General features: G+C 40.9%; 12 protein-coding genes. 3 read left to right on the top strand and 9 right to left on the bottom strand.

Annotated features, from left to right (window positions below; genetic code table 11):
* Both B3297_RS02060 and B3297_RS02065 read left to right on the top strand, forming a co-directional pair.
* On the top strand, positions 1–239 hold a 239-nt coding region (locus tag B3297_RS02060), incomplete at its 5' end, for a hypothetical protein (protein WP_286778345.1).
* Between the two features lie 715 nt (positions 240–954).
* Positions 955–1,977, top strand: coding sequence for a LacI family DNA-binding transcriptional regulator (locus B3297_RS02065; RefSeq protein ID WP_286778346.1), 1,023 nt, complete (start codon positions 955–957; stop codon positions 1,975–1,977).
* A gap of 141 nt (positions 1,978–2,118) precedes the next feature.
* Here the strand turns inward: B3297_RS02065 and uxuA are convergent, their stop codons facing one another.
* The 9 genes from uxuA to ettA form a co-directional block, all read right to left on the bottom strand.
* Positions 2,119–3,279 (bottom strand): mannonate dehydratase, encoded by a 1,161-nt coding sequence (uxuA, locus tag B3297_RS02070; protein WP_286778347.1) that lies wholly within the window; start codon positions 3,277–3,279, stop codon positions 2,119–2,121.
* Between the two features lie 12 nt (positions 3,280–3,291).
* Entirely contained in the window at positions 3,292–4,110 is an 819-nt protein-coding gene (locus B3297_RS02075; protein WP_088160737.1) for an SDR family oxidoreductase, read from the bottom strand.
* A 79-nt stretch (positions 4,111–4,189) separates the two neighbouring features.
* Positions 4,190–4,378, bottom strand: a complete 189-nt coding sequence (gene ccoS, locus B3297_RS02080) for a cbb3-type cytochrome oxidase assembly protein CcoS (RefSeq protein ID WP_075991720.1) — start codon at positions 4,376–4,378, stop codon at positions 4,190–4,192.
* A gap of 5 nt (positions 4,379–4,383) precedes the next feature.
* A complete protein-coding gene (locus B3297_RS02085; RefSeq protein ID WP_286778348.1) occupies positions 4,384–6,777 on the bottom strand; it encodes a heavy metal translocating P-type ATPase in 2,394 nt (797 codons plus the stop codon).
* Between the two features lie 9 nt (positions 6,778–6,786).
* Complete coding sequence (gene hemN, locus B3297_RS02090; protein ID WP_201303496.1) at positions 6,787–8,157, bottom strand: oxygen-independent coproporphyrinogen III oxidase; 1,371 nt, start codon at positions 8,155–8,157, stop codon at positions 6,787–6,789.
* A 1-nt stretch (position 8,158) separates the two neighbouring features.
* Entirely contained in the window at positions 8,159–8,575 is a 417-nt protein-coding gene (locus B3297_RS02095) for a lactate dehydrogenase (protein ID WP_088160734.1), read from the bottom strand.
* A 362-nt stretch (positions 8,576–8,937) separates the two neighbouring features.
* Positions 8,938–10,005: a response regulator gene (locus B3297_RS02100; RefSeq protein ID WP_088160733.1), complete on the bottom strand. Its 1,068-nt coding sequence runs from the start codon at positions 10,003–10,005 to the stop codon at positions 8,938–8,940.
* A 42-nt stretch (positions 10,006–10,047) separates the two neighbouring features.
* Entirely contained in the window at positions 10,048–11,232 is a 1,185-nt protein-coding gene (locus B3297_RS02105; protein ID WP_088160732.1) for a PAS domain-containing sensor histidine kinase, read from the bottom strand.
* Positions 11,233–11,241: 9 nt separating this feature from the next.
* Positions 11,242–12,924: an energy-dependent translational throttle protein EttA gene (gene ettA / locus B3297_RS02110; RefSeq protein WP_286778349.1), complete on the bottom strand. Its 1,683-nt coding sequence runs from the start codon at positions 12,922–12,924 to the stop codon at positions 11,242–11,244.
* 185 nt (positions 12,925–13,109) lie between these two features.
* Here ettA and B3297_RS02115 point away from each other — a divergent pair, with 185 nt between their 5' ends.
* On the top strand, positions 13,110–15,635 hold the full coding sequence (locus B3297_RS02115; protein ID WP_075991716.1) for an ATP-dependent Clp protease ATP-binding subunit: 2,526 nt from the start codon (positions 13,110–13,112) through the stop codon (positions 15,633–15,635).
* Positions 15,636–15,764: the final 129 nt, after the last annotated feature.

Consider the following 15,764-nt stretch of genomic DNA (forward strand, 5'->3'; position numbering starts at 1 on the left):
CACGGACATCCGCGGAACCGGGCTTCGGTACAGGCTCCGCAGCGGAAACATGGATGGACATTGTATTGCTCGATCTGCTTAAGCTCGGGATCACTATGGTAGCCCGCTCGCCTCAATGCCCAATTGAAGACGGTGCGCACAGGCGCAGCAGATGGACGGGAACAAGCGTAAAAGATCGCAGAACTCAGCGCTCCGGAATACCTTCTTTTGCAGCTATACTTTCCTACCTGTTTACTTAGGTTTAGTTTAGGTTTTAGTTAGGTTTTGTTTAGGTATAGTATAGGTTAGAGCTAAACAAAATCTAACTTATTGCTAAGCTAAATATAAACAAAAGCTAACCTAAGGAATAAGAAACCCTCAACTTTTCTTTATTTACTGGGGAAGCATGGCTCATTTAGGGCTAACTAGTGTTCCGCCCCGTGGACTGGGCTCCGGCTGCTACGCAGGCCTTGCGGGAACCTTCGGCACCCCTCTCCACCTGCTTCGTGCCATGCTCGGGGCAGGTTTGCCCTGCAACCGTGTTCTGTCCGTGTTGAGTCCGAGTCTGGCATGGATTCAGGTTACTTTCAAGGTAGCCGCACCCTGCCCGCAGAGCGAAACTAAGCCCTAGCTAAACCCTCGCTAGGCCCATTCAGGATAGATTTTGGACTGGTTCAAGATCGAAAACGAAACGAACCGCAGCGCGACATCTTACCTAGAAATACCGAAAAATAGCCCAAAAAACACCAAACACTCGGACTCGCATAGGTTACATGGGCCAAAAAGCCCTTGGTTAGCTTCGAGTATGTTGAACTTCTTTTTAATTTTGAAGAGGGATTAGAAAAAGGAAATCCTGCCAATCAAATCCATTGACTAAATCCCAACCGACCATAGATAATGGCTAATTATGAAGATAAAAACGCATTTATACATTTTTTTATGTAGATTTATCTTCTTAAAATAACCACCAGAGCGATGAGCAGAACTACCCTGAAAGATATAGCGTTGGCACTCAATATTTCTGTTTCGACGGTTTCCAAAGCATTATCAGACAGCTACGAAATAAGTGAAGCGACTAAAAAGATGGTTCAGGAATATGCCAAAAAGCATAATTTCCACCCAAATAAGTTGGCACGGAGCTTAAAAATAGGAAAATCCAATACAATAGGGGTTATTGTATCCAACATTAGCAATACATTCGTTTCACAAATCCTCGATGGAATTCAAATAGCCTCTCAACAGACGGTCTATGACGTTATTTTCATGCAAAGCCGGGAAGACGAACGGATCGAAAAAAATTGTATTGACGTCTTACGCATGCGCGGTATTGATGGCTTAATGATATCTCCGGTTTCTTCCGATTCAAATATTGAAGAGCTAAAAGCATTGATAAAATCGCAGATCCCCGTCGTTATTTTTGATCGTATCAATCACCAGCTCGACACATTCAAGGTTGGTGTCAATAATTTCCAGGGTTCATATAATGCCACAAAGCATCTCATCGAAAAAGGTAAAAAGAATATTTTGCATATCACCGGAAAGAACTTAGGTGTGGCAGCCGAACGATTAAATGGCTTTAAATCTGCTTTATCAGATGCGGGGATTCCTTTTGATACTAGACATTATATCGAATGTAGTTTTAATAATACCACCGATATAGACGAAACAATTGGGGAGATTTTGCGCAAAGAATATCTTGAGCATAAAAATATAGATGCAATTTTTGGAGCAACAGATATTATTACAACCCGAACATTGGGTATTTTGGCTGAGCTTCAGATTCAGGTTCCTTCCGAAGTTGCCGTTATCGGTTTTTCAAACACACAAATTGCTGCTTCGTTAAATCCAGCGCTATCCACCGTTGTACAGCCTGCAACAGAAATTGGAGAATTAGCAACAAATAAATTAATCGCCACCATTAACCAAACAAGACCAATACATGAATTTGAAACGATTGAGCTTCCAACACAGCTCATCATTCGCAAATCTTCCTTATAATTCTTTTGATTATAGTCTCGCCGACATACTTAAAACAAAACAGTCGGGAAATAAGACGTTAGCGCTCTTATTTCCCGACTGTCTTTATGCTAGACCACTATTACAGGTCATAATCTCTAATCTTCGCTTGAATGATTGGTATCATTCACCAACAATACCATACTCTAGGCCCCGTAATTCCGCAAGCCCTCTCAATCTTCCAATGGCAGAATACCCTGGATTTGTTACTTTATTCAGATCATCCAGCATCTGATGGCCGTGATCTGGTCTGAATGGGATCGCTGTAGATCTCAATTGATTTTCAGCAACCAGGATTTTCATGATTTTATACATATTGACATCCCCATCCAAATGGTCTGCCTCATAAAAGCTTCCGATCGCATCTTTCCTCACATTCCGTAAGTGAACAAAGTTTACCCGCCCTTTAATATTTTCTAAGATAGCCGGCAGATCGTTTGTCTGACTGGCCCCCAAGGATCCTGTACAAAAGCAGACACCATTAAATCGTTGTGGAACCGCATTTAAAAAATAATCGAAATCCGCACCATTACTGGCGATGCGGGGCAAACCTAAAATAGGATACGGTGGATCATCGGGATGAATAGTCATACATATACCGTTATCCTCACAAGTTGCCGCAATTCCCTGAAGGAAATAAACCAAATTACCGCGTAAACCATCTTTCCCAATATGTTTATAGGTATCAATGCTCGCTTTTAACGCTTCCAATTCCACATTCTTCTCTCCGGGGATCCCCATTAAGACAACATTTGCCAATTCTTCTTTTTGCTGTTCGGAAATTTCATCAAATCGTAAAGTCGCCCGTTTAACAACATCCTCTGGATACGCTGTCTGTGCTTCATCACGTTTCAATATAAAAATATCAAAAAGTGCCAGATCAATCCAGTCAAAATACAATGCTTTTGAACCATCCGCCATGGTTAAATCCAATTGTGTACGTGTCCAGTCCAGCACCGGCATAAAATTATAACAAATTGTTTTGATGCCGCATTGTGCGAGATTGGTTAAAGTCTCATTATATTTCTGGAGGTATTCATCGACCCTAGCACCTTTTGTCTTAATCTCCTCGTGTACTGTCACACTTTCCACAACAGACCAGGTAAGACCAGCATCTTCTATAATGCGTTTTCTTTCTTGAATATCGGCAAGTGGCCATACCTCACCGTGTAGAATATGATGTAATGCCGTAACAATACCAGTAGCTCCAGCCTGTTTGATATCTTGTAAAGATACCGGGTCATTGGGGCCATACCAACGCCAGGTTTGTTCTAATTTTCTCATCTTAAAGTTTAATTAAACGCCACACCATGCATTAAAACCACCATCGACAAAAACCGTCTCCCCTGTCACAAAGGCCGATGCATCACTCAATAGATAGATTAAAGTTCCTTTTAACTCACGCGGGTCGCCCAAACGGTTATAGGGAGTTCCGTTAAGAATACGTTTGGTACGGTCGCTATACGTACCGTCTGGATTGATCAATAAGTTTTTGTTCTGCTTGGTTAAGAATACGCCGGGAGCGATTGCATTGACACGAACTTGATCGCCATAACGCTGAGCGAGCTCGGTGGCCATCCATTTTGTATACCCATCGATACCGTGTTTTGCAACAGTATAGCCCAAAACACGTGTAAAAGGACGACTGGCTGTAAGAGAAGATATATTGATGATGACGCCTTTTCCGCTTTCAGCAATCACACGACCAATAATATGCGTAGGAATCATTGTACCATACAAATTAAGCTCTATTGCTTTAATGGTATCCTGAATATTGCTCGCAAATAAATCTTGATCGGCACCAATTGTTGCACCTGGAATGTTGCCTCCAACGGCGTTTACTAAAGCGTCTATCCTACCCCACTTTTGCAAAACTTCATCTTTCGCCCGAGTGACATCCTGTTCGTTCATGATGTCAACTTCAACAAATATAGCTTCGCCACCAACAGACTCTACCTGCTGAACACGCTCCGCTCCGATTTGTCCATTACGTCCAAGTACTGCGACTTTGGCTTCTGCCTCGGCCAAAGCCTCAACAAATGCTTCGCCTAAAATCCCTGTACCTCCCGTAATTACAACTACCTTATCTTTTAATGAAAATGGATTATTATGCATGTATTTTTATTTCAAATTGGTATTTACCCCCAATTTTATTGATAATAACCTTAATTACAAAAAAAAGTAATTGATTTAATTACGATAACGTTTTAGTTACGTCACCTTCTTTATCTTCCCCTTCTGTCGTTTCATCATCAAACAGAATCCGTATAGAAGGTGTATAGGTATCATTATGTTGACCGGTTTTATTTGCCCAGAAAAAAGCACATAGAAAAACCAAAGCCAACAAAACACTACAACCGATCAAAATATACATTATTTCCATAACAACTAGAGTTTACGACGTTTGGCATACCACCTCGTCATGAGACTTGTAAAAGAGATGATCGTTACCGTACTTATTGGCATTAGAATCGCGGCAAATAACGGCGACATAATACCTTGCACGGCAAAGCTCAATCCAATTACATTATATAAAAGAGAGATACCAAAGCTCATGTGTATTACTTTCACCGCATCTTTGCTAAAAGCAAAGAAATCCGGCATTTTTGAAAATGACTCCCCATCCAGTATCGCATCGCAGCCGGGAGAGAAGTTATTGATATCATCACTCACGGCGATGCCCAGATCTGCTTTACGCAATGCCCCCGCATCATTAAGACCATCACCAATCATGCAGACATGCTTTCCTGCTACCTGAAAATTTTGAATGGTTTCCAGTTTTTCCATTGGTGATTGATTAAAAAGCAAACTTGCATTCGAGGGAAAAATTAACTGGAGTGCATCCAGACGTCTATCGTTATCCCCTGAGATTAAATGAAGGTCGTATTCGACTTTAAAATCTTCAATCAAAGCCGAAAGGCCATCCCGCCAGGATTGCTCCATGGTAAAATATCCTTTTAACTCCTCACCTATACGAATAAAAACCACAGAACCATCTGTTTTAATATTACCGATATTCAAAAAGTTAGCACTACCGATTTTAATTTCCTTGCCACTTACATTAGCCTGCATCCCCTTTCCCGGAAATTCCTTAAAATCCTGTATCGAAATAGCAGAAGAGACATTCAGCCACTTGACGATTTCACGGCTCAACGGATGGCTAGAGTTTCTACATACCGCATTCAGTAGTTTTTTGTCAACTGCCGAAAGGCTACCTTCAAAATAAATTGAGGTTGCTTTAGGCGACGATATTGTGCCAGTTTTATCGAACACCAGGGTATCAATCCTCGCCATCTGCTCAATAGCAGCCGTATTTTTCACATAGAACTTATTTCGATCAAAAATACTTAGCGCTGCAGAAAGGGTAAATGGAGAGCTTAACGCCAACGCACATGGACATGCAATAATTAATACCGCCGTAAAAGCTCCCCAAGCCCGGCTTGCACTTCCATCAACGGCCCAAAATAAGGCAGCCAATAGTGCAATAGCCAATAAAACAACAGTAAAATATTTACTTATAAAGTTGACAAAAGTCTGAAAATGTTTGTCATAATCTTTATAATTCTCATTATTCCATAATTTGGTCAAATAGGACTGTGAAATCGGTTTGACCACTTCAAGTTCTATCGCTTCCCCCGTCTGGCGTCCGCCGGCATAGATAATTTCGCCTAAGGTCTTACTGACCGGACTTGATTCACCCGTTACAAAGCTAAAATCTATCGCAGCATCACCTTTTAAAAGCATAGCATCGGCCGGTATAATTTCATTGTTCCGAACCAAGATACGGTCACCTATATGAACGTCAGCTAATTGTACAGGTTTATCCCCCGATTCGGTCAATACTGTTACAGCCACCGGAAAATAACTCCGGTAATCCCGTTCAAATGAGATGTGATAATAGGTACGTTGTTGTACCCATTTTCCGATCAATATAAAAAATACAAGACTACAGAGTGTATCCGTAAAACCAGCTCCTGTCTGTGTGATCACCTCAAACGCGGAACGCAAAAATAACACGAGGATTCCCAGGGCTAATGGCACATCCAGATTCAACCGCTTTTGTTTCAGACTCCAATAAGCCGATTTGAAATAATCCGACGCACAATACAATAAAACAGGGAGACCAAAGGCAAGGTTTATATAACCAAAGAAATTGGCATATTCCTTTTCAAAACTCCCCATTCCAAAATAATCAGGGAAACTGAATAACATAGAATTTCCAAAACAGAAACCGGCAACAGCAATTTTTGCGACCAAAGGATTCAGATTATTTCTATTCCCTTCCTTTACAACATCCTGCAAAGTGATTTTAGGGTCATAACCGATATGGACCAAAAGATAAACCAGGTCTTTCAATGGCAGCTCATTGTGATTGAATGTAATGCTCGCCTGTTTCTTCATAAAGTCCACGCGCGACTGCAGTACATTGGGATTGAGTTTATATAAATTTTCCAGCAACCAGATACAAGAGCTACAGTGAATAGCCGGAATATAAAAGGTGATGATGGTCATCTTATCATCTTTATAATCCACTAATTTATCGGCAATCTGTGGTTCATCCAGATAAGAAAAATCTTCTTGCTTGGATTTATTTGATTTACCCGGGTGCTGATTATAGCGATAATATTGCTGCATACCACTATCGTTCAGTACTTGGTAAACGGTCTGACAGCCTAGACAGCAAAAATCGTGATGATCGAGCTGATAACCCGTTTCCTCAATTTTATCGCCGCAATGGAAACATTTTTCTGCGAGTTGTATTTCATCCCTTAGCTCTGCCATACCTTCGTTCTAAATTGCCTGACTAAATAATTGATTTTGTGCTTTTGAACGCAATAATCGCTGATCAAAGGCCATACAGATATTTCTTAAAAAGGAGCGTCCAATAGCAGTACATTGAATTAGATCGCCGGATATGGAGACTAAACCATCTGCAACAAGTTCAGACAATTCGTCGATAATCTGCTCATTCAGCGGCGCACCTGTCGGCAACTGCACTTTGCCTTTACACATCATATCGAGGATATAACGCCTTACAAGAAGATCCTCCTCGTTGAGTATATGTCCTTTTACAACGGGCAATACCCCTGCATCAATAAGTTTATGGTATTCTTCTACGGTCTTCACATTTTGAGCAAAAGCCCCCCAGGCATCGCTGATCGAAGAGACTCCGATACCGATTAACAAGGGACTAAATCGATCGGCATACCCCATAAAATTGCGATGTAATCTTTCTTGTTGAAAAGCCACAAATAACTCGTCCTCTCTTTTCGCAAAATGATCCATACCGACATCTTCATAGCCATGGGCCAAAATCATTTTTTTCCCAAGGTTATATAAGGCGAGTTTGGCTGCGCCATGAGGTAGATCTGCTTCAGTATAATGCCGTTGACCGGGTTTTATCCAAGGCACGTGTGCATAGCTATAGAAAGAGATCCGGTCTGGACCGAGCAGCATCGCTTTTTGGATCGTATCTTCCACCGTAGCCAATGTTTGCTTAGGCAATCCATAGATCAAATCGAAGTTGATCGACTCAAATCCAATTTTCCGCGCATTCAGCATAACCTCCTCCACTTCCTCCAAAGTTTGATGCCTATTGATCACGAACTGCACAAGTGGATCAAAATCCTGTATTCCCAGGCTCAAGCGCCGAAATCCCAAGTCAAATAAGGTTTCTAAATGTGTGACGGTTGTATTAGCAGGATGAGCTTCGAAAGAGAATGAACGATCAGGAGCCAGGTCTGCGTGTTTAAGGATCCCCTCAATCAGTACTTTCAAATTATCCGGATGGAAAAAGGTCGGAGTACCACCACCCAAATGTATTTCTGCCAATAACGGTCTTTCTCCCTTAAATAAAGCGACATACATTTCCCATTCTTTCAAAAGAGAGGCAATATAAGGTTCTTCAACGCGATGGTTTTTTGTAATGCGCGTATTGCAGCCACAATACGTACAGAGGCTTTCACAAAAAGGAAGGTGTATATATAAGCTGATACCTTTTTCTTTCGACTGCTGGAAAGTTTGGTAGACTTGATTAGTCCAAGCCGCCCGAGAAAATGCTTCATTATCCCAAAAGGGAACAGTAGGATAGCTTGTATAGCGCGGTGCGGCAACATTATATTTTTGCACCAATTCTTCCATTGTAACCTGCGATGTAATCATTTTATTTTATTTTTTTAGCACAGTCGTTTAGACAACAACAGGCTTTACCAACACATTTTTCTAATCCCCATAAGTTGAGATTCCGGACGGTCTGCTCTGCCAGTCCTTTTGGACTCTGATCTTCAAATGGTGCATTGGCAATCTGAATATTCAGATCTCCAGCCTTTACCAGATCGATATGAGCAGTATCCTTACTGCGGGTCATAATCTTATTGATCCCTAACCCTTTTAAATTAAGTAGCATGCTCTCGTCCAAAATATCGCTCACGGAAATAACTACCGCATCTTTTCCACGCGCATAATTCTGTGTCTCCGCATTTAATCCATTTGAAATCAAAGTCAAATCATGTTGTTTGGCATTTGCCAATGCCCAAAACTCTTTTTCAAATGACCTTACATTATATACTACTACTTTCATTCTGATTCTACAATCACCAATTAAGGTTTATCCTAAGAACAAAAGTAAATCATGCATATGGGCAAAAAGATGATATAGCACCACACCTTAAAATGATATTTATCACAATTCACAAAAACTTGCATGATTTCGCTAACACCAACAGCTGTAAAAGTCAACCGAAAGCTATTATCTGGCCAGTAATCGCGTACAACACGGTCAGTGAAACCAAACTAGTTCAATAAAACGTCAAAGCGAGCTCGCATTGTTACTTTAATGAAAAGACACAAATCAGTAAACATAGACTATCAGAAAAAAGGCGTGTTCAGAAAAACTGAACACGCCTTTTTTTATGTTGATTTTTAAATCTTCGCTGCTGATCACTACTGCTTCACATCCCGCAGGTTCTTGATAGAATTGATGTATATTTTTCCTTTTTCTTTCGAAATCAGTTTTTCTTCTTTAAAGTCGGAGAGCATACGGGAAACAGTTTCATTGGCTGTACCTGCAATTGAAGCTAGGCCGTCTCGTGTCACATCAATTGAGCATGCATCAGCCTCATTGATATTGACTCCACTTTTTTCAGCAACGCTAATCAAGGCATTGGCGACACGCTTACGGACAGAATGATAGGCAAAACCCAGCAATTGCTCTTCTTTTTCACGTAAGTCGACAGAAAGGAGCTTAATAAATTTACTGGCTATTGCAGGTTTTTTCCATAACAGCTCCAAAAAACTGTCCTTTGGAATCAACACAATTTCACTTTGTTCAACAGCTTCGGCGTAGTCTTCATAATTATCATTCAACAAAATCGAAGCATAACCAAAGTAATTGCCTTCAATAAAAATACCTGTAGACAGCTCACGTCCATCTTTATAGGACTTAAAGCTGCGCACCTGACCAGATTTCACAAAATAGACGTACGTTGGCGAATCATCTTTTTCATAAATAGACTGTTTTTTCTTCACTGTTTTCACCCGTGAATTGGCAATTAGCTCTTTTAGCAACAATACCTGCTCTTCGGCGCTCAAACTCAAATCTTCTTCCTGAGGAATATCTGCTGCAAGCTGCTCATGTCTTTTGAGGCGAACATCTATTGCATTCATCAATTCGACATCATCAAAAGGTTTCGTCAAATAATCATCCGCCCCCATTTCCATCGCTTTGCGCATATCTGCGCGTTCCGCTTTGGCAGTCAGAAAAATGAACGGAATTTTGGTTGTACTTTCAATTTTGCTCAACATAAATAAGACCCCGTAACCATCCAATTCAGGCATCATGATATCACAGAGAATCAAATCAGGAATATGTCTTGTCGCCAGGTCGACGCCAACGCGCCCATTTTCGGCTGTAATGACATCATACCTTCCTGTCAACTCCAATATTTCGGTAGTCCCTTCTCGGATATCGATATTATCTTCAATAATTAGAATTGTCTTTTTATTTCTCATCTGCAATTATTTATTCAGTTATGCGAATCTGCAAGTTCACCTTTATTTAAAGCTTACTCTGAATGAAGTTCCTTTGTGTACTTCCGATTCAAATTCCATCTGCCCCGCCATCAATTCGATGTATCGTTTTACAATATTCAAACCTAATCCTGTACCAGGGATATTACCTGTATTATGTGCTCTAAAAAAAGGCTCAAACAAATGTACCTGATCTTCCTCGGGTATACCAATACCATTGTCTTTCACGGATATTAAGCAGCCTTCGTCGTCGATACAGGTTGTGAATTCGATCAAGGTATCTTCTCCGGAATATTTGATCGCGTTGGAGATTAAGTTGACCAAAGCATTTTTCAACAAATTTGGATCTAGGGTGAAATGCCCAATTTCTCCGGTATGTTGGTATACAATATGCTGATTTTTCTTACAGATCAATTGCATTTCTTCGGTGATCTCTTCTGCCAGCTCAACGAGATTGATGTATTGCTTATTCATCACAACAATACCCGCTTCTAATTTTTCAAGTGACAGAAAGTCGTTCAGGATACTTGTGAGCAATTGAACTGCACTTTTAATTTTATTGGTGTGTTTAATGATATTAGCCTTATCATCCGGTCGTTCGGAATACTTTTCAATCAGAGAAGCCGAAAGCTGAACCGAGCTTAAAGGTGTCCGGAACTCATGCGAGGCCATGGACACAAACCGTGATTTCAGCTGGTTAAGTTCAATTTCTTTTTCCAAAGACTTTGAGACTTCTGCTTTCGCTTTTTCAAGTTCAGATACCAGCGAGATCAGGTCGCGTGTACGCTCACTTACTTTATGTTCAAGTTCGGCTGAATGTTGCTTGAGCATATCCTCGGCAGCTTTCTCACGCGATAAATCGTGAATAAAGCCGGTAAAGATATTCTTATCTTTTAACCAAACCTCACTGACTGCCAAGCGGAATGGAAATGTTTCTCCATTTTTCTTTAAGCCCATCACTTCACGGCCGATTCCGATAATTTTCTTGTGGCCTGTGGTTTGGTAATTATGCAGATAACCATCGTGATTACCACGATCAGGTTCAGGCATTAACATGGAGATATTGTGTCCGATCACTTCTTCAGCCTGATAACCGAACAATTCCAAGGCAGCAGGGTTAATGCTTTCCACATTCCCCCTGTTGTCTATGGTAATTATTCCATCAATAGCGTGATCTATTATAGCAGCTAAAAGCCTTCCACCGTCCATGATCGTTGCTTATTTTACCAGTTTCTTGTATTTAATACGGTGCGGTGTTACGTCACCAACGCGTTTTTTACGGTTTTCTTCATATTCAGTGTAGTTACCTTCAAAGAAATAAACCTGTGAATCCCCTTCAAAAGCAAGGATATGGGTACAGATACGATCCAGGAACCATCTATCGTGGGAGATCACAACGGCACAACCACCGAAATTCTCCAAGCCTTCTTCCAGTGCCCGTAAGGTATTTATATCAATATCATTGGTCGGCTCATCGAGTAAGAGCACATTTGAGCCTTCTTTGAGTGTAATAGCCAAGTGAACACGGTTACGTTCTCCACCGGAAAGTACACCTACTTTCTTTTGTTGATCAGCACCGTTAAAATTAAATTTGGAAACGTAAGCTCTTGAGTTTACCGAGCGGTTACCCAGCATCATATTGTCGCTGCCACCCGTAATATTTTCCCAAACCGATTTTTCAGGATCGAGGTCATGGTGCATTTGGTCTACGTAACCCAATTTTACTGTTTCTCCGACCTTGAACGACCCCGTGTCAGGTGTTTCCTGACCTGTAATCAGACGGAATAAGGTTGTTTTACCCGCACCGTTGGGTCCAATAATCCCTACGATACCCGCAGGCGGCAACATGAAACTCAAATTTTCAAACAAGATACGATCGCCATACGCTTTGGAAATATTAGTTGCCTCAATGACCGAATTACCTAAACGTGGTCCCGGTGGAATAAACAATTCCAATTTTTCTTCGCGTTCTTTCGTTTCCTCAGAAGCTAATTTTTCATAGTTATGCAAACGAGCTTTCGATTTGGCGTGGCGTGCTTTCGGTGCCATACGCACCCATTCCAGCTCACGTTCCAAGGTTTTTTGACGTTTGGTTTCCTGTTTTTCTTCCTGTGCCAAGCGTTTTGCTTTTTGATCTAACCAAGAAGAATAATTTCCTTTCCAAGGAATACCCTCACCGCGATCCAATTCAAGAATCCATCCGGCTACATTATCCAAGAAATAACGGTCGTGGGTAACGGCAATGACCGTTCCTTTATATTGTTTTAAATGTTGTTCTAACCAATCAATCGACTCGGCGTCCAAGTGGTTGGTCGGCTCATCCAGGAGTAATACATCAGGTTCCTGCAACAATAAGCGACATAATGCTACACGTCTGCGCTCGCCACCTGACAAATTGACAATCTTCGCATCTGGTTCGGGGCAACGTAAAGCATCCATTGCTCTTTCCAATTTCGAATCGATTTCCCAAGCGTTAGTGGCATCAATGATATCCTGAAGTTCCCCTTGTCTTGCCAACAATTTGTCCATCTCATCGGCATTTTCATACACCTCTGGCAAGCCAAATTTTTCGTTGATTTCTTCGTATTCCTGTAAGATGGCTGTAATTTCAGCGACACCTTCCTGAACGACTTCAAGAACAGTCTTTTCAAGATCCAATTGAGGTTCTTGTGCTAAATAACCCACAGAGTAACCTGGGGAGAACACCACCTCGCCTTGGTAGGACTTATCCAATCCAGCGATAATTTTTAATAGGGAAGATTTACCTGATCCGTTTAAACCGATCACACCGATCTTCGCGCCATAGAAAAAAGATAAATAGATATTTTTTAACACTTGTTTTTGAGGCGGATAGATTTTGTTGACACCCGCCATCGAAAAAATGATCTTCTCGTCTGACATAAAATTTAAAAAAATTCGAAAACTCTTATTATATTAACATACAAATGTAATCTTTTATACTGACATTTTGGACGTGTAACGGTCATGGCTTAATTGTTGATGACATTATTTAAAATAATTTTAAGGTTTGAAATGCAGAATTTACTACATTTATATATCCTTAATATAAAACAGAAAGGTATTCAATGGAAGCAAAATTTTCACCGCGCGTAAAGGATGTCATATCGTACAGTAGAGAGGAAGCTTTGAGATTGCGTCACGATTATATAGGAACGGAGCATTTATTGCTCGGATTGATTCGTGAAGGCGATGGTATGGCGATAAAGATCCTTAAAAACATAGGCATTGACACGACAGCACTACGTCAATCTGTGGAGGACGCAGTGAAGGGGGCATCGGTTTCACGCGCTCCTATTGGCAATATGCCATTAACAAAACAGGCTGAAAAAGTTTTGAAGATCACTTATTTGGAAGCTAAAATATTCAAATCGGACATCATCGGAACGGAGCATCTATTATTGGCTATCTTACGAGATGAAGATAATATTGCTTCTCAGATTTTACAACAATACAATGTGACTTACGACATCTTCAAATCTGAAGTTGAGCAAAATAGAACGACGATCAAGGACGAAGCTCCGGGCTCTCCTACCGGCGATGATGATTTTGCAGAGGATGATCAATATATCCAACCTAAAAAAGTTTCGGATATTAAATCCAAAACTCCAGTATTGGACAACTTTGGCCGTGATTTGACCAAAGCTGCCGAAGAGGGTAAATTGGATCCTATTGTGGGTCGCGAAAAAGAGATTGAGCGTGTATCTCAAATTTTATCCCGACGCAAGAAGAACAATCCGTTGTTAATCGGTGAACCGGGAGTTGGTAAATCAGCTATTGCGGAGGGACTTGCGCTTCGCATTGTCCAACGCAAGGTATCGCGTGTACTCTTCAATAAGCGTGTAGTTACATTGGATCTAGCTTCATTGGTTGCCGGGACGAAATATCGCGGTCAATTTGAAGAACGTATGAAAGCGGTTATGAATGAACTGGAGAAATCACCGGATGTCATCTTATTTATCGATGAGATTCACACCATCGTTGGTGCAGGTGGCGCTTCAGGATCGTTAGATGCTTCCAATATGTTCAAACCAGCCTTGGCAAGAGGAGAAATCCAATGTATTGGTGCAACAACATTGGACGAATATCGTCAATACATTGAAAAAGATGGTGCTTTGGACCGTCGTTTCCAACGTGTAACGATTGAACCGGCTACACATGACGAAACAGTTGAAATATTGAATCGTATCAAAGAGAAATATGAGGATCACCACAACGTGACCTACACTCCAGAAGCGATTGAAGCCTGTGTGTCGTTAACAACACGTTACATTACAGACAGGTTCTTACCAGATAAGGCTATTGATGCTTTGGATGAGGCAGGCTCTCGCGTGCACTTAAACAATATTCATGTACCGCAGTCCATTATTGACATTGAGAATAAAATTGAAGAGGTCAAATTGGAAAAGAACAAAGTCGTTCGTAGTCAAAAATACGAAGAGGCTGCCAAATTGCGTGATACGGAGAAAAAATTGATCGAGGAGCTCGAGAAAGAAAAAATCGCTTGGGAAGAAGAGACGAAGTCTAAACGCTATACTGTTTCAGAAGAAAATGTTGCTGAAGTAGTGGCCATGATGACAGGTATTCCAGTACAACGTGTTAGTCAGACAGACAGTCAAAAGCTGTTGAATATGGCTGAGTTGATGAAGGGAAGAATCATTGGTCAAGATGACGCTGTCGGTAAATTGGTGAAAGCTATTCAACGTACCCGTGCGGGCTTGAAGGATCCTAAAAAACCAATCGGGTCATTTATCTTCTTAGGTCCTACTGGGGTCGGTAAAACAGAGTTGGCTAAAGAATTAGCTCGATTTATGTTTGATACAGAAGATGCACTGATCCAAATTGACATGAGCGAATACATGGAGAAATTTGCGGTATCTCGCCTTGTTGGAGCGCCTCCAGGATATGTTGGTTATGAAGAAGGTGGTCAATTGACTGAAAAAGTACGTCGTAAACCTTATGCGGTTGTCTTATTGGATGAGATTGAGAAAGCTCACCCGGATGTATTTAATCTCATGTTACAGGTGTTGGACGAAGGCCAATTGACAGATAGTTTGGGCCGTAAAGTAGATTTCAGAAATACCATAATCATTATGACTTCAAATATTGGGGCACGCCAATTGAAGGAATTTGGTCAGGGTGTTGGTTTCACCACTGCAGCAAAATCACAACAATCTGATGCGCATTCACGTGGAGTTATTGAAACCGCTTTGAAAAGAGCTTTCGCTCCTGAATTTTTGAACCGTATCGATGATGTCATTGTGTTCAACTCATTGACAAAAGAGAATATCTTTAAAATCATTGATATTGAATTAAGGTCGTTGTTCAAACGTATCGCTGATTTGGGTTATACCATCAATTTAACGGATGAGGCAAAAGATTTCATCGCAGACAAAGGTTATGACAGTAATTTTGGTGCACGTCCACTAAAACGGGCAATACAAAAGTATTTGGAAGATCCAATTGCGGAAGAAATCCTTAAAGGAAATGTACAAACCGGTTCAGTATTGACCGTTAGCATCAATCCTGAAACAAAAGATATTGAGGTTTCTAGCTCAGACTCTAAGTCTTCAAAAGACACAGCTGAGAAGTAAAGCTAAGCTGTATCCAAAAATAATTTCAACAAAATGCACCTTTATGGTGCATTTTTTGTTGTAATGAAAGGTGACGTTAAACTTTCATATCATTTTATCGTCCTATAATAAAAAAAAATTGTCACAAAT

Origin of the sequence: Sphingobacterium sp. UBA3519 (assembly GCF_002377215.1) — a bacterium.
GTDB classification, from domain to species: Bacteria; Bacteroidota; Bacteroidia; order Sphingobacteriales; family Sphingobacteriaceae; genus Sphingobacterium; species Sphingobacterium multivorum.

Excerpts from the sequence above, each read along its gene's own strand:
- ettA (WP_286778349.1), bottom strand. The coding sequence starts at position 12,924 with ATGTCAGACGAGAAGATCATTTTTTCGATGGCGGGTGTCAACAAAATC.
- B3297_RS02065 (WP_286778346.1), top strand. The coding sequence starts at position 955 with ATGAGCAGAACTACCCTGAAAGATATAGCGTTGGCACTCAATATTTCT.
- uxuA (WP_286778347.1), bottom strand. The coding sequence starts at position 3,279 with ATGAGAAAATTAGAACAAACCTGGCGTTGGTATGGCCCCAATGACCCG.
- B3297_RS02075 (WP_088160737.1), bottom strand. The coding sequence starts at position 4,110 with ATGCATAATAATCCATTTTCATTAAAAGATAAGGTAGTTGTAATTACG.
- B3297_RS02100 (WP_088160733.1), bottom strand. The coding sequence starts at position 10,005 with ATGAGAAATAAAAAGACAATTCTAATTATTGAAGATAATATCGATATC.
- B3297_RS02105 (WP_088160732.1), bottom strand. The coding sequence starts at position 11,232 with ATGGACGGTGGAAGGCTTTTAGCTGCTATAATAGATCACGCTATTGAT.
- B3297_RS02085 (WP_286778348.1), bottom strand. The coding sequence starts at position 6,777 with ATGGCAGAGCTAAGGGATGAAATACAACTCGCAGAAAAATGTTTCCAT.
- B3297_RS02095 (WP_088160734.1), bottom strand. The coding sequence starts at position 8,575 with ATGAAAGTAGTAGTATATAATGTAAGGTCATTTGAAAAAGAGTTTTGG.
- ccoS (WP_075991720.1), bottom strand. The coding sequence starts at position 4,378 with ATGGAAATAATGTATATTTTGATCGGTTGTAGTGTTTTGTTGGCTTTG.
- hemN (WP_201303496.1), bottom strand. The coding sequence starts at position 8,157 with ATGATTACATCGCAGGTTACAATGGAAGAATTGGTGCAAAAATATAAT.
- B3297_RS02115 (WP_075991716.1), top strand. The coding sequence starts at position 13,110 with ATGGAAGCAAAATTTTCACCGCGCGTAAAGGATGTCATATCGTACAGT.